The organism is Rossellomorea sp. GQ25 (genome assembly GCF_059758515.1).
The window spans coordinates 836,437-857,170 of the sequence record NZ_JCAXEQ010000001.1 but is presented as its reverse complement, the minus strand read 5'-3'; the positions used below and the strand labels follow the sequence as shown (position 1 = coordinate 857,170).

Annotated in this window: 23 protein-coding genes, 1 tRNA gene and 3 pseudogenes; 26 read left to right on the top strand and 1 reads right to left on the bottom strand. The window is 38.1% G+C overall.

What is annotated here, in order from left to right; all coding sequences use genetic code 11:
* Positions 1 to 109 precede the first annotated feature (109 nt).
* The 8 genes and pseudogenes from AC6CIB_RS04710 to AC6CIB_RS04675 all read left to right on the top strand — a co-directional run.
* Entirely contained in the window at positions 110 to 580 is a 471-nt protein-coding gene (locus AC6CIB_RS04710) for a GNAT family N-acetyltransferase (RefSeq protein ID WP_498278329.1), read from the top strand.
* A gap of 399 nt (positions 581 to 979) precedes the next feature.
* On the top strand, positions 980 to 1,231 hold the full coding sequence (locus AC6CIB_RS04705) for a hypothetical protein (protein ID WP_498278328.1): 252 nt from the start codon (positions 980 to 982) through the stop codon (positions 1,229 to 1,231).
* A 139-nt stretch (positions 1,232 to 1,370) separates the two neighbouring features.
* Complete coding sequence (locus AC6CIB_RS04700; protein WP_498278660.1) at positions 1,371 to 2,102, top strand: class I SAM-dependent methyltransferase; 732 nt, start codon at positions 1,371 to 1,373, stop codon at positions 2,100 to 2,102.
* Between the two features lie 913 nt (positions 2,103 to 3,015).
* Positions 3,016 to 3,357, top strand: coding sequence for a DUF3817 domain-containing protein (locus tag AC6CIB_RS04695; protein ID WP_498278327.1), 342 nt, complete (start codon positions 3,016 to 3,018; stop codon positions 3,355 to 3,357).
* Positions 3,358 to 4,042: 685 nt separating this feature from the next.
* On the top strand, positions 4,043 to 4,495 hold the full coding sequence (locus AC6CIB_RS04690; RefSeq protein ID WP_498278658.1) for a LysR family transcriptional regulator: 453 nt from the start codon (positions 4,043 to 4,045) through the stop codon (positions 4,493 to 4,495).
* 539 nt (positions 4,496 to 5,034) lie between these two features.
* Positions 5,035 to 5,511 (top strand): cell wall hydrolase, encoded by a 477-nt coding sequence (locus AC6CIB_RS04685; RefSeq protein ID WP_498278326.1) that lies wholly within the window; start codon positions 5,035 to 5,037, stop codon positions 5,509 to 5,511.
* A gap of 24 nt (positions 5,512 to 5,535) precedes the next feature.
* Positions 5,536 to 6,000 (top strand): spore coat protein GerQ, encoded by a 465-nt coding sequence (gene gerQ / locus AC6CIB_RS04680; protein ID WP_498278325.1) that lies wholly within the window; start codon positions 5,536 to 5,538, stop codon positions 5,998 to 6,000.
* A 109-nt stretch (positions 6,001 to 6,109) separates the two neighbouring features.
* Positions 6,110 to 6,273, top strand: a pseudogene (locus AC6CIB_RS04675) (tyrosine-type recombinase/integrase); the annotation flags it as partial.
* A gap of 111 nt (positions 6,274 to 6,384) precedes the next feature.
* Here AC6CIB_RS04675 and AC6CIB_RS04670 read toward each other — a convergent pair.
* Positions 6,385 to 6,481: transfer RNA gene (locus AC6CIB_RS04670), tRNA-Sec, on the bottom strand.
* Positions 6,482 to 6,782: 301 nt separating this feature from the next.
* Between AC6CIB_RS04670 and AC6CIB_RS04665 the strand changes: the two genes are divergently transcribed.
* From AC6CIB_RS04665 to AC6CIB_RS04580, 18 genes and pseudogenes are all read left to right on the top strand, one after another.
* Entirely contained in the window at positions 6,783 to 7,310 is a 528-nt protein-coding gene (locus AC6CIB_RS04665) for a hypothetical protein (RefSeq protein WP_498278324.1), read from the top strand.
* Between the two features lie 107 nt (positions 7,311 to 7,417).
* The gene (locus AC6CIB_RS04660; RefSeq protein ID WP_113968090.1) at positions 7,418 to 7,555 is read left to right on the top strand and encodes a YvrJ family protein; all 138 of its coding nucleotides are present in this window, start codon (positions 7,418 to 7,420) and stop codon (positions 7,553 to 7,555) included.
* Between the two features lie 181 nt (positions 7,556 to 7,736).
* Positions 7,737 to 8,882, top strand: coding sequence for an exonuclease SbcCD subunit D (locus AC6CIB_RS04655; RefSeq protein ID WP_498278656.1), 1,146 nt, complete (start codon positions 7,737 to 7,739; stop codon positions 8,880 to 8,882).
* On the top strand, positions 8,879 to 12,013 hold the full coding sequence (locus AC6CIB_RS04650; protein ID WP_498278323.1) for an SbcC/MukB-like Walker B domain-containing protein: 3,135 nt from the start codon (positions 8,879 to 8,881) through the stop codon (positions 12,011 to 12,013). The genes AC6CIB_RS04655 and AC6CIB_RS04650 overlap by 4 nt, the downstream gene beginning before the upstream one ends.
* A 358-nt stretch (positions 12,014 to 12,371) precedes the next feature.
* A pseudogene (locus tag AC6CIB_RS04645) lies at positions 12,372 to 12,700 on the top strand (spore germination protein).
* A 58-nt stretch (positions 12,701 to 12,758) separates the two neighbouring features.
* Positions 12,759 to 12,980: pseudogene (locus tag AC6CIB_RS04640) on the top strand (spore germination protein); the annotation flags it as partial.
* Positions 12,961 to 13,830: a Ger(x)C family spore germination protein gene (locus AC6CIB_RS04635; protein ID WP_498278322.1), complete on the top strand. Its 870-nt coding sequence runs from the start codon at positions 12,961 to 12,963 to the stop codon at positions 13,828 to 13,830. The pseudogene AC6CIB_RS04640 and the gene AC6CIB_RS04635, both read left to right, overlap by 20 nt.
* A complete protein-coding gene (locus AC6CIB_RS04630) occupies positions 13,827 to 14,120 on the top strand; it encodes a Ger(x)C family spore germination C-terminal domain-containing protein (protein ID WP_498278321.1) in 294 nt (97 codons plus the stop codon). Before AC6CIB_RS04635 ends, AC6CIB_RS04630 begins: the two co-directional genes overlap by 4 nt.
* 113 nt (positions 14,121 to 14,233) lie before the next feature.
* On the top strand, positions 14,234 to 14,530 hold the full coding sequence (locus tag AC6CIB_RS04625) for a hypothetical protein (RefSeq protein WP_498278320.1): 297 nt from the start codon (positions 14,234 to 14,236) through the stop codon (positions 14,528 to 14,530).
* The gene (coaW, locus tag AC6CIB_RS04620; RefSeq protein ID WP_498278319.1) at positions 14,527 to 15,348 is read left to right on the top strand and encodes a type II pantothenate kinase; all 822 of its coding nucleotides are present in this window, start codon (positions 14,527 to 14,529) and stop codon (positions 15,346 to 15,348) included. The genes AC6CIB_RS04625 and coaW overlap by 4 nt, the downstream gene beginning before the upstream one ends.
* A gap of 81 nt (positions 15,349 to 15,429) precedes the next feature.
* Positions 15,430 to 16,026 (top strand): SCO family protein, encoded by a 597-nt coding sequence (locus AC6CIB_RS04615; RefSeq protein WP_498278318.1) that lies wholly within the window; start codon positions 15,430 to 15,432, stop codon positions 16,024 to 16,026.
* 407 nt (positions 16,027 to 16,433) lie between these two features.
* Positions 16,434 to 16,751, top strand: a complete 318-nt coding sequence (locus tag AC6CIB_RS04610; protein ID WP_498278317.1) for a GTP-binding protein — start codon at positions 16,434 to 16,436, stop codon at positions 16,749 to 16,751.
* Positions 16,752 to 16,771: 20 nt separating this feature from the next.
* The gene (locus AC6CIB_RS04605) at positions 16,772 to 17,542 is read left to right on the top strand and encodes an EF-Tu/IF-2/RF-3 family GTPase (protein WP_498278316.1); all 771 of its coding nucleotides are present in this window, start codon (positions 16,772 to 16,774) and stop codon (positions 17,540 to 17,542) included.
* 183 nt (positions 17,543 to 17,725) lie between these two features.
* Entirely contained in the window at positions 17,726 to 18,217 is a 492-nt protein-coding gene (locus AC6CIB_RS04600; RefSeq protein WP_498278315.1) for a hypothetical protein, read from the top strand.
* Positions 18,189 to 18,281, top strand: coding sequence for a hypothetical protein (locus AC6CIB_RS04595; RefSeq protein ID WP_498278314.1), 93 nt, complete (start codon positions 18,189 to 18,191; stop codon positions 18,279 to 18,281). Before AC6CIB_RS04600 ends, AC6CIB_RS04595 begins: the two co-directional genes overlap by 29 nt.
* 7 nt (positions 18,282 to 18,288) lie before the next feature.
* Complete coding sequence (locus tag AC6CIB_RS04590; protein WP_498278313.1) at positions 18,289 to 18,762, top strand: 8-oxo-dGTP diphosphatase; 474 nt, start codon at positions 18,289 to 18,291, stop codon at positions 18,760 to 18,762.
* Positions 18,763 to 18,842: 80 nt separating this feature from the next.
* A complete protein-coding gene (locus AC6CIB_RS04585; RefSeq protein ID WP_498278312.1) occupies positions 18,843 to 19,400 on the top strand; it encodes a VanZ family protein in 558 nt (185 codons plus the stop codon).
* A gap of 300 nt (positions 19,401 to 19,700) precedes the next feature.
* A complete protein-coding gene (locus AC6CIB_RS04580; RefSeq protein ID WP_498278311.1) occupies positions 19,701 to 20,219 on the top strand; it encodes a phospholipase D-like domain-containing protein in 519 nt (172 codons plus the stop codon).
* Positions 20,220 to 20,734 lie beyond the last annotated feature (515 nt).

The window sequence follows — 20,734 nt, the reverse complement described above, 5'->3', positions numbered from 1 at the left end:
ATGATGACGTAAGGCTTTTATCGAATGAATGAGTTAGTGCTTCCCATACATACTCTAGAATAACCAGAGTTGTAAAAAACAGAATAATATGTATGGAGGTGAGTAGTGGGTGTCATTTATAGAATTAAAAATAATAACTTCAGAAAATTGGAGAGAAGCACTTAAACTATCCGTACACGAAGAGCAACAGAAATTTGTTGCATCAGTTAATCCTCCAGTTGTTATTGCACTTGCTAAAGCATATATAAGACCCGGTGGGAAAATGGTTGAGCCATATGGTATTTACTATCAAAAAAAGATGGTAGGATTTTTCAATTTGCATTATACGCCAGATAGTACAGATGATTATTGGCTCTTTCATTTTTTCATAGATAAAAAAGTTCAAAGAAACGGACTAGGCTCAAAAGCATTAAGAGAATTAATGAAACAAATTAAACATAAAAATCCTGCTTGTAACCGTATACGTTTAACTGTTCATCCAGAAAATGAAGCAGGGAGAAGGTTTTATTTAAAAGTTGGATTTTCTGAAGATAATATTCTGACATTTGAAGAACCTACCTATTCCATATTCATATCATAAATCTTCGGAGCACATTTCTAATATACTTGTAAAACTAATGGCGGCTAAAGTAAAGACGATCTAGGGGATACCTTGATTTCGAGTCTTCCGTATAAGGGGAAATATCTGAAGATCAGGCAACTGATCTTCAGTTTTTTCTTTGTTCACTTATTGGGCAGTTAAATTAAATTACTCGAAACTTAAATTAAGTTGATTCCGTCTAACTCTTAAAGTGGCAGTAGAGTTTAAGATGGATTTCTGCTTATGTACGAATACACGGGTTTAAAGGAGTATTATCTTGGATACATCATTGTTAAATGTTATCGTGGGATTTTTCTTACCATTGTTCATAATTATGCTTTTGTTTATTGGACAATATAAGTTCCTTATTCAAAAAGGTTTATACTAACAATAATACTTATGTTTTTAGCGATTTTAGTTTTTTTCGTTCCTTTAATTCTTGCTTCTCTTGATGTGATTGGTGGAGGTTTCGGAATAGCAATTCGAAGTATTTATTTCTCAGGTTTTCTTGGCGTAGGAATATTAGTGAATATTATTGTAGCTGCATTTATAAAGAAAGATAAAGAAAGTGTTATTTATTATAGGGGGCAAAAGCTGAAGAACGAGCAGTTGATCTTCAGATTTTCCTTTATTCACTTATTGGGCAGTTAAGTTGAATAAAGACTGTGTTATATTAAGTATATTATTTTTAATGAGGTGAAAGAAATGGTTAGAAGGAGATAGATAGCCTCCTGAAATATGTTGTATTCATTTTAGGAGGCTATCTTAATATTTAGGAGTTGTATAAATGATGAAGCAAAACAAGTATGATAATGTGAATTTCTTTTCTGAATATAAAAAAATGGCACGTTCTGTCAATGGGCTTGAAGGCGCGGGAGAATGGCACGTATTAAAAGAACTTTTACCTGAACTCAGAAATAAAAGTGTACTTGACTTGGGATGCGGTTTCGGTTGGCATTGCCGTTATGCCCGTGAACAGCAAGCAAGGTCTGTTATTGGAATAGACTTATCTGAAAAAATGCTTCAACAAGCTCGGGAAATGACTAATGATCATTTAATTTCTTACATTAAAATGCCAATTGAAGACATCAATTTTTCAGACTCTCAATTTAATGTTGTCATTAGTTCTTTGGCTTTTCACTATATAAAGTCGTTTGAATCAATTTGTAAAAAGGTATATGATTGTCTAAAACCTGGAGGTTCTTTTGTATTTTCAGTTGAACATCCAATTTTCACTTCACGAAATGAACAAGATTGGTATTATGATGACAAAGGGAATCGTCTGCATTGGGCAGTTGACAACTACCAATTGGAAGGATTACGTGAAACATCATTCCTAACAGAAAACGTTATAAAGTACCATCGTACATTTACAACTTATATCAATGACTTAATTCTTGCTGGATTTAATATAAGGACAGTCAAGGAACCAATTCCCTCTGAGGAAACGTTAAAAAGTATTCCTGAAATGAAAGATGAACTCCGTAGACCTATGTTCTTAATAATCTCAGCAGAAAAGTAAATGTTTTTTATACGCTCCTACGAAATGTAGGGGCTTTTTTCTTATTTAACTACAGGGAACTTATCCAGAATAGGATAAGCCATTTATTGTATAAATTCATCTTGAGCTTAACTATTGGATTTTGAAATAATTGGTATAAGATAACCGCCAATTAATTAATATAAACTGCATTTGGAACAGGCATTGTTTAAAGCAGAGTACTACTTTGAATAAATTTTATTTCATATATTTCTTTTAGATTTGTTTAAGCATATAAGTCTGCTCTAGTCGTGAGAAAATTTTGGTTGGCAGCCCGTCGATTAGTTCTGGTTACCTTGGGGCGGAAGTAATGGAAGTAAGGTCGAATGAGATTGGGAGGAAAAAAGTTAAAAAACTTAAAGAGGTACTTAAAAACGTAGAAGTAACAAACACCTATCGGACTTAAGGGAATGACTATGCTTTTTTACAATAGCTGCAAATGATAAGAATAAAGATACATGGGCATATACATGTGTCAAGGTGATAATATTGCTATCATCCGAAGAGGTTCTGATGATTACTACATACTAACTAAAAAACAAACACGATTTATGGCTCCGCAGGAAGGGGCCGTTTATAGGATTGCAGTTGATGGCTTTAAAATTTTCAGTATTGGTTTTATGATGATGGGCTTTAATATTTTTACGTCATCGTTGTTTACCCATTTTCCAACGGCAAGATCTCGGCCGTTATTTTTCTTATGCGTACACTCGTTTTTGTATTAACCGGGTTGTTGGTATTGCCAATTATGATGGGGATAGAGGGTATATGGCTCGCTGTACCATTTGCTGTGTTTCTTTCACTCATTGTTTGTGTTATTTTCTTAATCTCCTATAGGAAGAAATATAACTATGCTTGAGTTATAAGATGATTAGGTTTCAATTCATTTAAATTAATGTTCAGTCAAAATGGAAAGGTCAGTAAAAATCTTAGGAGGAAAACAATGCTCAATAATGCATTAGGGCGATTTCGATTGATAGGTCTACTAGACGGTAGTTCATTATTGTTATTGGTGTTCATAGCTATGCCTTTAAAGTATTTTTTTGAGTTTTCAGAAGCAGTACGTGTCATGGGTAGCATTCACGGATTCATATTTTTAATTTATTGCATTGGAATCATATACGTAGTATTCACCGTTAGATGGCCATTCCGATATACTATTGGAGCATTTTTTGTTGCGTTTATTCCATTCGGTAACTTCTTATTAGATCGTAGATTGAAAAAGTTAAAAATATAATGAAAGATTTTGGCGAAGTTACTACTAACTAACTAACAATGTACCGCTTTTTCCTAAATTTGTATATAATAAAGTCAGCAATCTTCAACTACAAAAATGGGATGAAAATGAGCATTGAGATAATAGATCCTATGCTCATTTTTTCGTATGAATTACCACAGTGAATCGTATAAAGTAAGATGAATTAATCTTAAACAGTCAGGTGCTTATGTTAAATTAGATGGCAGCAAAAACTTCAGCATCTTTGTTGCACAGTAGAAATATACTATTCAATAGAAGTAAAGATATTCTACAAACGGGAATTATTGGATGAACACACTGCTTTAAAAGGTAAACACTACTACATCATTTTGTCTGCGATTACTACTCAAATTATGTGGATAATGTCGCAAGTTTAGAATTAATTTAGTTATCTAAGACTTAATGAAAGGGGTCTGTCCCTAAATTTTACATTCAATTATGAGATAGATCTTATTTATTTATATATCAACACCTCGGGGCTATAGCCAGTTCAGCGGACAACTTGGCAGGGGAATACTAAGGTATTTTATTGTCAAGGAGCTGGGTAAGGGAACAGTTTTGAACTTTTCCTTAAATCAGCTAAAGCAAAAAATGCTATATATTAAGAAGATTGTTTGGGTTTATTCTATTAATAGGAGGTAAAAATGAATAAAAAGACTGGGAAATATTATCAATGATAATAAAAGAAGGGAATATAACAAAGGCTGCTAGAAAACTGTTTTTTACTCAACCAGCGATCACTTTAAGAGTACAAAAGATAGAAAAGGAATTAGGGGTCAAAATTCTATATAGAATTAATCGTAGTTCTCAATTAACTCCTCAAGGAGAATATTTAGCTAGTCAAGCTGAACGGCTAATGAAACGTATGGACAATATGAAAAGCTTATTAAATAGTATGAACAGTCCTGTGTCAGGTACGATAAAAATTGGTGCCGCTAATTTTATGATGAGATATAAGCTTCCAGAAATACTACAAGAGTTTAAAAAGATTTATCCATTAATTGAATATAACGTTACAACAGGGTGGAGTCAGAATATTTTTAAACTGATGCAAGATCAAGATGTAAATATAAGTTTTGTAAGAGGCAACTATGAATGGGAAAGTACGAATGTGTAACCCTAGTTTTATTAGATAAGACCTATTGGTGGCGGGACTGCCTGGGAATTGAACCTAGCGGAGACGGCACGCGCCTCCCAGGAGGTTTTGAAGTTCTCGGTGGTAAGTATTTTTAGTGTCATTAATTCCTGTAATGTGCTATATAATAAGCTCTAAATAATATACAATCTTTGGCGTTATCATTAAATTCCCAAAAATGGGCACCAATCTAGACACCAGTTATTATAAGGAGTTTGATTTCCTAATACTTTATTGTATTACGAAATTTCGTACTTCGGGTCTCTTCTTTTTAGAGTGAAAAAATTTAAAACACACTCACTTATTTTGTTTAACTACTATAAAAAGAAACTCTAGGATATATCTAGGGCTTAAAATCATATCTTAATGTTTCAGAACAAGATTACCTGTCCATCTTTCCCACAGAAGCAGGACAATGCTTTTTCGTTGAGGATTAACTCCACAAGTTTGGGCTGATAGGCAAGTTGCCAAAACCACCTTCATGCAATAAGTTACTTGTATAGGCTGAAGGGGGTGAGTAAATGGGAAGGCAAATAAAACATACTTCTCGTGATGTGGAATCGTTAGCGAGGCTCATGATGTCGGAAGCGATCGGTGAAGGGGCCCAAGGAATGAACATGGTAGGAACGGTTGTGGCCAATCGGGTCGAGGCAGACTGTGCACCGGACTTCAAAAATCTGCGCAATATCAGGCATGCGATTTATCAAACGATCCCTGGAACTGGTATTCCTCATTTCGAACCCGTCTTAAACGGAACTTTGTATACACAGCGCCCCGACGAATCAGACCTCCAGAGGGCCAGGGATTTACTGCAAGGTTACAGGGATCCTCGAGCCAGAATGAGCTTGTGGTTTTTTAACCCCAGTCCGGGTAGACAATTTCGAGCTCCTTGTACTGAGACGATGCCAAGATCCCCCATGACGCAGTTCGAATTTGCCCACAAAAATCATTGTTTCTACGTAGGTGTACCGGGCTATTGCCCAGAGTTTTATCGCTAAATATAGAAAGGAGCTGATCTTAAAATGACATATGGAGACTCCAGTTATTATGTAACGAATTTTTATCCAGGTTATTATCCGGCTTCCATAATGGGGAGCAGGACCATGCAACAGCCAGGAGGCTTCCCGATGAATACGCCTTCTGGACCGGCCTATTCCGTTCCAGTGATGCCGATGGGGACCGGGCAGCAATTACCGACAGGCGTGGTGGAAGAATCATTCATCGAAAATATCCTGCGTTTCAACAAAGGGAAGGTTGGGACCTTCTATTTTACCTACCAAGGAAACAGCAGATGGAATGCAATGGTTTATCATGGACGCGTGGAAACGGCTGGCCGTGACCACATCATCATCAGCGACCCGGATAACGGAAAACGCTACTTGCTTCTGGTGGCCAATCTCGACTGGGTAGAATTCGAGGATCGGATCAATTATCCACACACTGAAATTAGTCCGGCAGTACAGGCGTCCATGGAAACATCAGCTTGATTTTGTAGGAGGCTAAAAACCCGCTTATTCCTTTGGGAAACTGTGCGGGTTTTTTAGTTACATAGCAGGGGTAATTACCAATGGAATAATAGGAAGTTTTATTGGCGGTGACTTGCGCCACTCTCACGCTTCGGACTTGCTCAAAAAAATAATGCATTCTAAAATCGTGAGTGAACGATTAGGTCATTCTAAACGAGCTTTACATTAGAAATTTATAGCCATGTTGCACCGTCACTTCAGGAAGAGGCCGTTAAAGCGTTTGATGAAGATTAATAAGGATAACACCCATTCGGCACCCAGATGGCACTTGAAAAGAATTGTTGATTCTTTGGGCGAAAAACATACATGGTAGGGATTAGGCTTGAACCCTTGAATTATAAAGGTTGGCGGGACTGCCTGGGAATCGAACCCAGCGGAGACGGCACGCGCCTCCCAAGAGGTTTTGAAGACCTAGGTAATCACCAGCTCTACAATCAGCCCCAGAATAAGTATAAATAAGTTATACCATGGAAGAAAAACTTGTTCAAATGTTTTAGAAGATGTTCGTCCCATTGACCCGTGAGTAAAGTATGATAATCAGATGGGGAAAAGGCTTTATATTTAAAATATTTATAAGATTTAAACTTTAGTGAAATTAGAAAAATCTTCTTTACCATTCGATTCTCCCCGTGATAAGATACTTTTTGCCGGCTTATCATAAATTGAAGAAAGCGATTTCCTAAAGGAATTGCTTGCCTTCTATACTTGAACATGTTGATTAAGACAGAGAGGAGAAAACAAGTATGAAAAAAGTATGGTTTTTAGGTCTGGGTCTATCTTTAGCTTTAGTTGGATGTTCTGATTCAGGTTCTGACGAAGCTAAAAAAGATGAAACAACAAATGCAACGGAAGAGAACACAAATGTTGCTGGAGATTTAATGGATTTTTATTTAAATTTAACAACAACCGTCAATGGTGTTGATATTGATCTTAATGGATATGAAGAAGCGATTGCAGGGGAAGAGCCTCCTGCAGGAGAAGAGTTGGAAAAAATGAAGGAAGCCGCTGCAGCTTCAGCAACAGAATCTGCTAAAGCGGTAGAAGGCATGGAGATCCCTGGAGGTCTTGGTGATCAAAAAGAAGCGGTGGAGTCATTCAAATCCACCCTGACAGAATCATATAATATGAAAGCTGAAGCACTTTCTAAAGATGGCGAAATAGATTTAACTGCAGCCAATGAGAAATTAAACGAAGCAGAAAATCAAATCAAAGAAATTCTTGATGAAGCAGGTTTAGTAAGCTCAAGCTTAATAAGTGATTTGAACGGATAATAAATTCAAAAAGCGATTCCATGAAATGATGGATTCGCTTTTTCTTTTCAGCTAGTCTCCTTTTTCTCTCATTTTACCTATATAAAAGATGAGAGGAGGGGAAGAGGATGGAAACTATTATTTCATTCGTTTCTGAAGTAGGCTTTCCGATTGTTGTCACGATGTATCTCCTATATCGTATTGAGACGAAGCTGGATGCCGTGATCACGTCGATACAAACGCTACCTCAGCAGTTAAAAGAATAATAGAAAGGAGGCCCAAATGTGAAATGAAGGGCCTCCTTTCCTTTCTATATATGGAGGTTCAATAAGAAAAAAAGTGATATAGGAACAAATGTTCTGTAAGTTGACATTTCTTTTCACGTATAACTTCTTAGTTTGATATAATTTAGGGAGATACTCAATGACCGGAGAGGAGACAACAGCAGTGAAATTCATTCATACCGCCGATTGGCACTTAGGTAAACTGGTTCACGGCATTTATATGACGGAAGAACAACGCTATATATTAGAGCAATTGATAGAGCTCGTGAAAGAGGAGGAGCCCGATGCAGTCGTGATTGCTGGGGATCTTTATGACCGATCCGTTCCTCCTACTGAAGCTGTAGAGTTATTGGATGAGGTTTTATTCAGAATTAATGTAGAGTTAAACACACCTATAGTGGCTGTATCAGGAAATCATGATAGTGCAGAACGATTATCATTTGGTTCATCATGGTACAAGCATAGTCACTTTTACTTGAAAGGGAAGCTGACAAATGACTTTACTCCATTTACTATTAATGGGGTTAATTTCCACTGCGTTCCCTATGTTGAGCCTGGTAATGTCAGACAAATCCTTGAAGACGATTCAATCAATTCTCATCACGCTGCAATGGAAGCGATTGTGAAACGGATTGAAGAAAATATGAATCCTAATGAACCACATGTCTTTGTGGGTCATGCATTTGTGCTTGGGGGTAAAACCACAGATTCAGAGCGCACCCTTTCTGTTGGAGGATCTGGTTGTGTCGGTGCAGATGTATTTAAGTCTTTTCATTACACAGCCCTGGGTCATCTACATAGTCCAGATGCTATTAAGCATGAAACGATTCGATATTCAGGGTCTCTATTAAAATACTCATTTTCTGAAGCAAGTCAGCGTAAGTCAGTGAGCATCGTAGAAATAGAAGGGAACGGATCATTCCGTTTACGAGAAGAAGTGCTTAAGCCAAAACAAGATATGAGAGAACTCCAGGGACTGATGGAAGAGCTTCTAGACCCTGCCTTCTATCAATCCCAGAAAGTCGATGACTATTTAAAGATCACGATACATGATGAAGGTACGTTAATCGATCCCATTAATCAATTGCGACAAGTCTATCCGAACGTCCTTCATTTGGAGAGGAAAATGGATCTCACCGATGCAAAAAAGAAAAATACGTTCCACGTACTAGAGGATAAGAAAAGGTCGGAGCTTGAATTGTTTAAAGAATTCTACGGGGATATGACGACAGGTGAATTTACCGATGAAAAGGAAGAAGTCCTGCAAAACGTTATTGAAAAAGCGAGAAAGGAGGTCGATCAAGCATGAAGCCTCTTCAATTAGTGATGCAAGCTTTTGGACCCTATGCAGGAAGAGAAACGATTGATTTTCGTTCGTTGGGGAACCGCACAATGTTCGTGATATCCGGGAAGACAGGATCAGGCAAGACGACTATTTTTGATGGAATATCCTATGCGATCTACGGAAAGGCAAGTGGTGAAGATCGCAGTCCGACTGAACTGAGAAGTCAATTTGCAAGTAATGATATTATTACGGAAGTAGAACTTACATTCAGTTTAAGAGGCAGATCGTATCGTATTTGGCGCTCCCCTCAGCAGGACAAAAAGAAAGCAAGAGGAGAAGGCTACACAACCATCAATGCCCGGTCTGAATTGTACGTATACGATGAAGATGGGAAAGAACAGTTACTGGCGGCAAATGTCAGAGATGTGGATGAAAAGATCAAAGAATTGATTCAACTGGATGCCAATCAATTCAGGCAGATCCTGATGATTCCACAAGGGGAGTTTCGGAAACTCTTAACTTCAGATAGTAAAGATAAGGAGCTTATCCTGCAGCGTCTGTTTCATACAGAACTTTATAAGACGATTCAGGAAAAACTGAAATCCGAGGCAGACGAATTAAAAAAGTCAGTTGAAACCTCAATGGAAGAACGAACAAGGGAATTATTAAGGATTCATTTTGAAAAAAATGAAGAACTTCAGTCCTTATTATTGGAGAACCCTTTGAATGATCATCACATTCTTCAACTTCTTCCTGCTCACATAGAAAGCATGGAAATAAGGGAGAAAGAAATACAGCTTAACTATGAAAGTGTGCAGGAGAAAAGAGATGCCCTTCATAAGCAGCTTCAAGAGGCAGAAGGATTGGTCGATCAATACGAGCTTCAAGAAAAACTAATGGCTCAGAAAGAATCCCTTTTAAAAGTAAAGCCTGAAATCGAATCAATCGATCGAGACATTCTATTAGCCCAGCGAGCCTCCCGTTTAGTTCAGCAAGATGAGTATTGTCATAAACTCAATCGAAACCTGAACGAACTGAAGGGGCAATTCACTCAGCTTTTAGAGGAAAAGAAAGCAATCTCAGAAAAGCTTATGGAAGCTAAAGAAAAATTAGAAAAAGAAACGAATAACGAAAATAAAAGGGACGACGTTTCAAAGAAAATCACTCAACTCGAAGAAATGGAAAAAGATATAGATTCTTTGGATATGTTGATGAAAGATACCCGAGAAATGAAAGAAAAATATGAGAAGCAGCAAGACATCGTCAAAAAGCAGACAGAGCAGATTTCATTTTTACAAGAAGGCATAAAAGCCAGGGAAAAACGAATTGAAGAAGGGGAAAATGGTCAAACAGATTTATTCCGGTTAGAAAAATCTTTTCAAGAGAATCAATCCCTATTAGAACAGGTAAATGAAATAGAAAAGATGGATCAAAAATTTCAGCTTGTCCATAAGCAAGAGCAAAAATTAAAAGAACAGTATCATCACCTTCAGAAACAAAGTTTGGATGCGTCTGAAACTCTGGCCCATTTAGAAGAAAAGTGGCACTCTGCTCAAGCTGCACACCTTGCAAAAGGGCTAGTTGATCACGCTCCTTGCCCCGTTTGTGGCTCAGAGCATCATCCACTCCCTGCCGTTGAGGTGGATTCATTACCCTCTCAGGAAGATTTGAAAGTGGCGAAGGAAAAGCAGGAGGAACTCAACCTGGAAGAAAAAAGGATGAGCCTTGCCATCGCTCAAGAGGAAACAAAAATGCAGGGTATTCAGGATCAGATAGACGATATCGTTCGGAAAATTCGAGAAAAGAAAAGCGATTTTAAGCGGGACGAAATAGATGATATTCTTTCTAAAGTGACATCGGAGATTGAAGCCCTGAAACTTACAATGGCTGAAAAGAAAAGAGAAGTCGAACAAGGAAAGGTAATGAGGGATGAAGTAAGAAAAGGAAGGGAAAAGCTAGAAGAACTGGACGGCTCAAGGTTAAAAAATTTAGACAAGCTACAGGAGCTGAATACTCTGTTCCTTACGAAAGATACTACCCTTCAAAAGGTGAAGGAAGATATTCCTTATGAGCTCAGATCAAAAGATCAATTTAACAAAGTGTTAAAGGAGCAGAAGCAAAAAAGAGAAGAGTTGAAGGCGGCATACGAGCGCGCCCAGAAGCAATACTATGAGCTTGAGAACATGTACAGCGTAAAAGTGTCACAAGTGAGAGACAAAGAAACGCAGATAGAAAAAGTAGATGCCGAGATGAAAACAGAACGTGAAGCATTCCTTACGCTTCTTACAGAACAGGGATTTCCCCACTATAAAGCATTCCAGGAAGCAAAAAAGTCTGAAGCAGAAATCCTCGGTCTTCAAGAAAAAGTGAAGAAGTATGGTGAAGACCTGCGTTCCGTTTCCGATCGTCTACATGACATCGAAAAGCACTTACAGGATAAACATAAGCCTGATGTGAAAAGCATTGAGGGTAGCATATCGCAAATTACTGAAGAGCTGAGGCTTGTTAATGATGAACGGAATAAAATCATGACGAATACAAAAGAGAATAAGCTTATCTTTTCCAGGGTGACAACCATTAATGAGGGTATAAAGCATTTAGAATCCAGATATCAAATGGTCGGACATCTGGCAGAAGTGGCCCGGGGTCAGAATGCAAATCGCATAACATTTGAAAGATATGTTCTGGCATCATTCCTTGAAGATATTCTTCAAGTGGCAAATGAACGATTAATCAAAATGACATCAGGTCGATATCAGCTGATTCGAAAAACGGATCGAAGCAAAGGAAACGTCCAGAGCGGTTTAGAGCTTCTCATATTTGATCAGTACACAGGACAGGAAAGACACGTAAAAACGTTATCCGGAGGGGAGAGCTTCAAGGCATCGTTAGCATTGGCACTCGGACTTGCTGATGTCGTGCAACAGTATGCAGGTGGCGTCTCACTTGAAACAATGTTTATTGATGAAGGATTTGGCACATTGGATCCAGAATCTCTGGACCATGCAATTGAAGCACTGATGGATATTCAAAGCAGTGGCCGACTTGTAGGGTTAATTTCACATGTTCCAGAGTTAAAAGAGAGAATCGACGCTCGTCTTGAGGTCATATCTTCCCAAAGTGGAAGCAGAACCGAGTTTCAGTTTTTGGCTTAGTTAATTCTATTAGTCCATTGCAGATTCACAATAACGATTAAAACAGTCAAAGAGACCATCTCTTTGACTGTTTTCTATTGTGGCAAAGATACTAATCATGAATATAAATATGATTTCGGCATGGGCGCTCCTTAATTGGAGAATGAGGTTTGATTTCTTTTATGTAGGACATAAATAGTGATAAAACTACCTAACTTTGGAGATAAACTATGAAAAGCATTCGTCCTATTTTAATACCTCGACAGCTTATATTATTGCTTATTCTTTCAACCGGTTTATTAAATCATGTCATGCTTATTCCAAGTGTTATTAATGCAGCAGGAAGAGATGGGAAAGGATCCTACGAGTAAGCGGGGTTTTGATTTCAGCTTATTTACCAGGATTATGGGTTGCATTTTCGCCTTATAATATTGAACAAATTCCCTATCTGCTCGTGGCGATGATCTCCATATCCAGGTTCGGCTTGCCACTTTCCGCTCCTGTTGAGATGTTTATCGTCCTATTTTTGTTTGAGTTTTTTAATGAGGCGGGTGTCCGCTGCCCAGGGCAATTGGTCAGACGGTTTCTGTACTTGGAGGACTGATTGTGGGTGATGCCGCCAAACGTGCCGGATTGACATCCCCAACCATGCTTGTCATTGGTGCCATTACATATATTTCTCGTTTACTCTCGTCAATCAAACATTGAAATATGGAACAACGATATTAAGGTTCATCGTATTGCTCATTAGCACTTTTTTGGATTATTCGGTGTTGTTATGAGTTTTATTCTGACGGTTCTTTATTTAGCGACAAAATCTTCCTTTGGTACTCCATTCCTTGGTTCTGTAGCTCCCATCAGTTGGAATGAAATCATTCGGGCGTTTTTCCGATTACCTATTCAATTCTATAAAATACGCACCCCTTCAACCAGCCCGGATGACGATACAAGGAAAGGAATCAATCAGAATGATCAACAAGATAAGTAAACTCATCTTAGTTACATCAGTCCTATTATTAACAGGATGTACGGGTTCAAAAAACATTCAGGATCTAACGTATATTGTCTCGATCGGTTTAGATTACAATGAAGAGAATCAGGAATATACAGCATACCTTCAAGGCTTGAATTTTGCCAATGTAGCAAAACAGGAGGGGAGTAAGCCTTCAGAACCTGTTCCGACATTTGTAGGTTCTGCTTCCGGTAAAACACTGAATTTGGCTGTAAGACACCTATATAAAGCATCAAGGCCAGCATTATTTTTTGGACATACAAAAACGCTCGTCGTCTCAAAAAATGTGTTGAAGTACAAATTCAAAGAAGTCCTGGAGGATGTGGGAAGAAATCGCTCATTAAGGCCCAATCTGCAGATATTTACAACTGACGAGAGCATTGAAGAAATCTTTAAGGTGAACGGATTATTTCATTATCCTCCCGTTTATACAGTTTTGCTGACTGAAAGAACGATAGAGTCTTTACAAGATGATATCGGGGCTACAAGTTTAATGCATTTTCTAAGGGAATACTATGAACCGATGGGTACGGCATTCATTCCAAATATTAGTATTGATAAAAAATCCTGGCAGACGGATCAACCTTACCCTGTACTTTACTTGAACGGTTATAGCCTGTTTCAACAAGCACAATTCAAAGGAGATCTTCCTTCTAAACCCTCAATCATCGTTGATTGGTTGCTTACCAAAAAAAATCAAATAGATTACCCTTTATATATTGATGATGAATTGATATCCACATTTAAACTATTGACGAAGGAGCCTAAAGTAAATATAAGAAAGAAAAAGGTGGTTTTCCCTCGCTTTCACTTGAAGTCAGCGTGAAAGCAGAACTAATTGAAAAATTAAAGGAAGCTCCATATAGAGAAGTGAAAAGTGCACTCGAAAAGTCTTTGGAAAATGAAATTGAAAAAGTGTATAACATAGGGCTGAACAAACAAGTGGATTTACTAAATGTAGGTGAGAAGTGGTATAGATATCATCCACTAAAGTTTAACAAACTTGAAGAACAGCCTTCATTTTATTTAACTGACAATGCATTAGAGGAAGTAATAGTGAAAGTGGATATCACTCATTTCAACGCATATCGTTACGATCACAAAAGCTTGGAATAGGATTAAAGCTGGAAACACCAAATCAGATTGGTGTTTTTCCCATTTTCTCTTTCATTTTCCAGCTTGATTGAATACCATAGAAATAGGAAGAATTTGAATGGAGGGCATCATTGATGAAAATAAGTATTTACATATTATTATTGTTAGTATCAGCTGTAGTTGCCATTGGATGGAGCTGGAAGAGGCTTTTGGATTTCAATACCTATAAAAAGCCATTCTTGGAGGGAGTTGCTCTTCAATTTCTATTTCTTCTTTTTGCATCGGTATGGTGGCTCATTACAGAGGATACTTCAGATGGGGTCATAGGTGTTTTCTATTATTTTCTTGCTTTCCTTACGATAATGGTTGTTCATGGGTTTACCCTGCACTATTTATTTTCTAAGAAAAAAACGCAGGATCGGGAAGAATGAGTGTGATCGGGGTAGATGCTGGTGGAACGTTAACCAAGATCGTGTATGAGGAAAATGGCGGGCTGCATTTTAAAACCTTTTCCAGTGAGCAACAAGAGAATGTCCTACAGTTGCTTACAATCCTGGCCCAAAATCATAAGCTTTACATTACGGGAGGAAAAGCTAAGAAGTGGGGAGAAACCTTTCCACATGCACGTATTATTGGTGAATTCGAAGCGGTATGCAGTGGAGCTAAACTTCTCCTTAAAGAAGAAAAAAGTGACCTGAAACAGTTCACCCTCATTAATATAGGTACAGGGACGTCTATTTTTAAGGTTGATGAAAACGGATGTGAAAGATTACTCGGTAGTGGGTTAGGGGGCGGAACCTTTATGGGATTGGGAGGTTTACTTACGGGAGAATCTGACTATTACGAGCTGGTACGGCTATCAAAAGAGGGCAAACGAGAGCAAGTTGATTTATCTGTGAGAGACGTTTATGAGGCAACGAACTCTCCAGTTCCTGAACATTTGACAGCTGCTAATTTTGCTAAAGGGGATTCTTCTTCTAAGAAAGCAGACAAACTGCGGGCTTTAACGAATATGATAGCAGAAACCATTATTCTGCTTGCATCTCAAGCCTCTCAAGTCCATAAATTAAAGCATTTCGTGTTTATTGGAAGTACGTTGAAATCAAACCATGCTTTAAAAGAGGACCTTTCACAATTTCAAGATATGTTATCCTATACCCCAATTTTTCTGAAGAGAGGTGCATACGCTGGAAGTCTGGGAGCGTTTGATGTTGGAAGGGAAGCAGAGCATTCACAAAATAGACAATGAATATTGCCTCTGCTGATTGTTTTTTTATCCCCTTTTTACTAACATAGAATGGAGAGATAGATAAAGTCGGAGGAGATAAAGATGTCAAAAACCAAAACATTCATTGTGGTGATGACCATCATCGGGATTCTCCTTGCAGGTTGCAGTAATAGTAACTTTCAAGCAGAAACAGATTATGAAGTGAAAGAATTTTCTTATACGAATCAAAATAATCAAGAAGTCGGTTTGAATGATTTAAAAGGACAAGTCTGGATCGCAGATTTCATATTCACTAAGTGTGAAACAGTTTGTCCACCTATGACATTTAATTTAACGAAGCTTCAAGAAAAGCTGAAAGAAGAAGGGGTAGAGGATTACAAAATCGTTTCCTTCAGCGTAGATCCTGAAAACGATTCACCGGACGCATTAAAAGAGTATATTTCAAACTTTGAAGCAGATACAAGTAAATGGGAACTACTTACAGGCTATAAATTTGACGAGGTAAAGAACCTTGCGGAACATTCCTTCCGCTCGATTGTAGCCGACGATCCTAATTCCGATCAGATGATTCATGGTACGAGCTTCTACTTGGTGAATCAAAAAGGTATAGTCGTAAAAACGTATAGTGGCAATAGTGATGTCCCTTACGATGAAATTGTCCAAGATATGAAAACATTGATTCGAGAGGGATCTAAATAGACTTTATAGGAAGGAGAATCACAGGATGTCAGGTGCTTCTCCTTTTTTACTATTGAATTTCCATTCCAAAATCAGGGTTTTAAGGATTATAATGATAAAAAGGGGAGCCGCTATGTCGGGGAATATTATATGGCAAGGTTTAGACCTAATGGAACGGTGAAGCAGGATTATGATAAAGTGAAAGAATCGCAACTAAATTAAAGGGCAGCAGGTGAAGAAACATTCGAAACTCAAAAGGTATGATGATGATTGATATAGGCATAACCCTATTTATATTGATGTGGGTATTGAAATCTTTTTCAGATGGAGATGTATGGAAGGGAATCTTATTTGCCATTTGTTTTGCCATAATGGCCGGTGTCCTATTCTTCCGGTTCAAAAAGAATAGATAGAGAGAAGGTGAGAGGATGGGGAAACAATATTATACGATTGGAATGGCCGGTCATATTGATCATGGAAAAACCACTCTCACAAAGGCCCTTACTTCTGTGGATACTGATCGATTAAAGGAGGAAAAGGAGCGCAGTATCTCGATTGAACCCGGGTTTGCCCCTATATATCAAAATGAAGATATGCAGATTTCTGTTGTGGATGTTCCTGGTCATGAGCGGTTTATTCGCCAGATGATCGCAGGTGTGGCCGGGATCGATCTCGTTGTGTTAGTGGTAGCCGCAGACGAAGGTGTCCGCAAACTAAGGAACACCTTGATATACTGGCGCTACTAGGAATCTCTCAAGGCATTGTCGTGCTGACGAAAATTTCGAAAGTTGAAGAAGAATTAAAGGATTTGGCTCTTGAAGAAGTGATAGATGAGTTGAAGGGAACGGTATTTGAAGAGGCACATGTCTTGATGGCAGATAGTATATCTGGAGAGGGTGTCGAAGAGTTAAAACAGAAAGTCATTACTGCATTAAAGGGCATGGTTTCAAGAAGTGTCATAGGCGATTTTCGTTTACCGATTGATCAAGTTTTTACGGTAAAGGGTCAGGGAACAGTCGTAAGAGGGACTGTTTTCGAAGGAACCTTGGATACTGGAGAGAAAATAATCATATTACCTCAAGGAATACATACGGAAGCGAAACAAATTCAAGTCCATCATAGGAAAGAGAGTAGTGCTTATGCTGGTCAGCGTGCAGCGATAAACCTTTCTGGAGTGGATTACAAAGAATTGAAAAGAGGAAATGTACTCGTCACATCCACACATTTTACCGTGACCAACAAAATTGATGTGTGTCTTGAAGTATTACATGCAGTAAACCATCCTATAAATCAAAGAATGCCAGTTGTGGTTCATGTAGGAACTTCTGAAGTGATGGGGAAGCTCGTATTTTTTGATCGAAATAAAGTCGATTCGGAAACGGACCCTATTTTATGTCAGATCCGGCTTGATGAATCGATTGTTGCCAAAAGAGGTGATCGTTTTATTCTAAGAAGACCCTCTCCAATGGAAACAATCGGGGAGGCTGGATTATTCAGCCGAATGGTGGAAAATACAAATTCGGAGAGGAAACGATAGCCCTTCTTCAGTTTGAACGGCACGGTACGCCTCAGGAAAGAGCTCTAAAGCTAATTGATCAATACAAATGAGGAGATGAAGTTTTCATCTTAAGAGAAGCCTCCTTTAACTTATAAAGACCTGCATGATATGCTACAGGGTGATGATCAATGGATAGTACTATCACAAAATAAGGTTACGCATATGAAAATAGTGGAAGAATGCGTGAAATCCATCGAACAGATTCTTCGAGGGTTCCATGGGGAGTTTCCTTTATTAAAAGGGATCAATATTGGTGAGTTGAAGCAATCTTTAAAAAGGTACACAGGAGATTTAGTGGACTATGCGATTGAGGAAAAACATTGGAAACGAAACAGTGGTTTTCTTTGTTTAGAAGGGTTCATTCCTCACTTACCTCCTGAATGGGAGAAACGATGCAATCAGCTCATTACCTTATTAGAGGCTGATGGTACACAAGTAAAAGACATGAAAGAGTATTTTCATCAAGTAGGTATTCCTCAAAAATGGCAGTCAGACTTTTATCACTTTTTTATTCAGGAAAAGAAAATCGTGTCATTGGATGATAAAAAAGCCTTTTCTTATCAAGTTTTTATGAACCTTCGATATAGCAGTTGCGAAAGCCGCTCTGGGATTATCCAGAAAATACATGATACCGTTTTTAGAAAAGCTGGATAAGGATGGTCTGACTTTAAGGATCCAGGGGCTGCGTAAGTGGAGTGGAACAAGTATAAAGGGATGAGGAATGAATGAAGGTAGAAACAGTGATGTATTCGTTAGTAATGATACAGCGTGGGGACAAAGTGCTGTTATTAAATAGGCCGGAGCGGAAAGAATATCCCGGTTATATTGCACCTGGAGGCAAAGTTGACTTTCCAGAAAGTCCTGCAGCCGGGGCGATTCGTGAAGTAAGAGAAGAGACGGGTTTACATGTAGAGAAATTAAGGTATAAAGGGTTAGATGAATATGTTGTCCCTGAGAATCGATTTCGGTATATAGTGTACAATTATCTTGCCTATGAAACCTCTGGGGAGCTCATTGATAATCCTCCAGAAGGGGACTTGGTATGGGTACCCAAAACAGAAGCGCTTGATTTACCGATGCAGCCCTTTTTCAAGCGGAAATTCCCATTGTTTTTCGAGGAAGGAACATTTGAAATTCATACTTCTTGGGATGGAAGCGACAAGAAGACTGCAGAAGTGACCATTCGCACCTTGTCATAATGCTTCTCTTTCAAACATATATCATCGTAAATAAACTAAATCATCGTTTGGTAGCTTAGAGGAAAGTAGGAAAAGGAATCATGAAAGAATTATGGAGCGCATTTGGTTGGGTTCTTCCAATTATTGTAGTTGTGACGATTTCCCTTATCTTTGCGGTCTCCTTTTGGAAGAAAAGAAAAGGGAAGGGCAGATGGATGAACTTACTGCCTGTTCTATTTACGTGCATAACGATTGGAGGCATCTGTTTAATTACCCTGACTCCATTGACTGGTGGAAATGTGGCTGAGGGATCGGTGAATTTTGATCCATTCTCTAATCTTAAGTTGAATTTAATTTACCGAAATCATTTAGATGTACCCATTAGAAACTTGTTGGCCAATATATTATTGTTTATTCCATTAACCTTTTTTATAGCTTGGTGGATGAGGCATTCGAAACAAATTATTCTGATGGTCACGTTTATAGGGGCACTTTTTTCCTTTGGAATTGAATTTGCCCAATATTATTTACCTTTAGGAAGAGCGACGGATATTGATGATTGGATAATGAATACGCTAGGTTCATTTATAGGGGGCATCTTATTTGTGATCGCCCGTTTTATCTATAAAATTTTGAAGATCAATAAGAAAGTAAACTGAGAGCATTAACGATATCGTTAATGCTCTTTTATTGTGTCAAAAATATCTCATAAATGCTTAAGCGGCATGTTAATTTCCAAAACAATAGATATGTTGGACGAGATAAACTTTGAAGGGAAATGTATAGTCTTTCCCCTTAAACAAAAGCTAACAATACACAAAAATGAGGTGAGTTCTCTTGCTGAAAAAAGGACTTAAAGGAATCCTGATAACGGCTGCATGCATCGTGATTTTATTTCTCATCATGCACTGGGATGTGAAACAAGGTGTGAAAAACTATGCGAGAACTCACCCCAATTCTTGTTTTCAACAGGAGACAGTATTGCAGAAAAGACAGTAAACAGGATTAACAGTTCGGAAGAGAGTGTCACGATTACAACCCCATACTTTCTACCAAATGGGAAACTTGTATCAGCTTTAAAGAAAGCAGTGAAGCGTGGGATAAAAGTGAAGATCCTCATCCCGGACGATACAGATGCATGGTTTACGAAGCCGCCAGATTACAGAGTAGAGAAAACTTTGTTAGAGAGCGGAGTGGATCTCTATATATACGAAAGAGGATTTTTCCACGGTAAAGTGCTGGTCATTGATCATAAATGGGCTGATATTGGTACAGCAAATTGGGATCCACGGAGCTTTTACTTAAATGATGAAAGCAACTGCATCATTCGGGATGCAAAAGTTGCCGGCGAATTAGAATCACTCATCCATAAAGACATTAGTGATAGTAAAAAACTGACCATGAAGGATTTTAATGAACTTTCTGCCTGGGAAAAAGCGCTCCGTAAAACGCCTGAATGGGCATATTATTATTTCTAAGAATAAATAATTTTTATTGAATAAGAAAATATGGTAAAGTGTGTTCATATCTTAAAAAGAATACACCTTACTGAAGAAAGGGATTGTCCATGAGCGAGCTCTTGTTTGTATCTTTGTTTATTCTTTCGTTATTGGCTTTTAAGTTTTTTAACGTGTTAAAGAAGAAACATGTGTCAAAGTCTCACAAGTCTGTAGCAGTTAGTATCGTGATTTTTTCTGTTATTGGCATGATGTTGACGATCCTCTTTTATCTTCCAAATGCATCTTAAAGAAAATAAGATATAAACCGATTTAAGGAATACACACGAGAGAAGCATTCTCGTGTGTTTTTTTGTAAATAGAGAATTCGTCGTCATTATATGGACAGTAATAATTAGTAAGAAGCTGATCATCTTCCTATTAAAAGTAGCTGCTTTCTTTCGGCCGTGAATTTGATATGATAAGAGAAGGTTTATTTTCATGTAAGCAATATAGTGACTTAAGCATAAATCTCGAACATACTAATGTACGAAAGG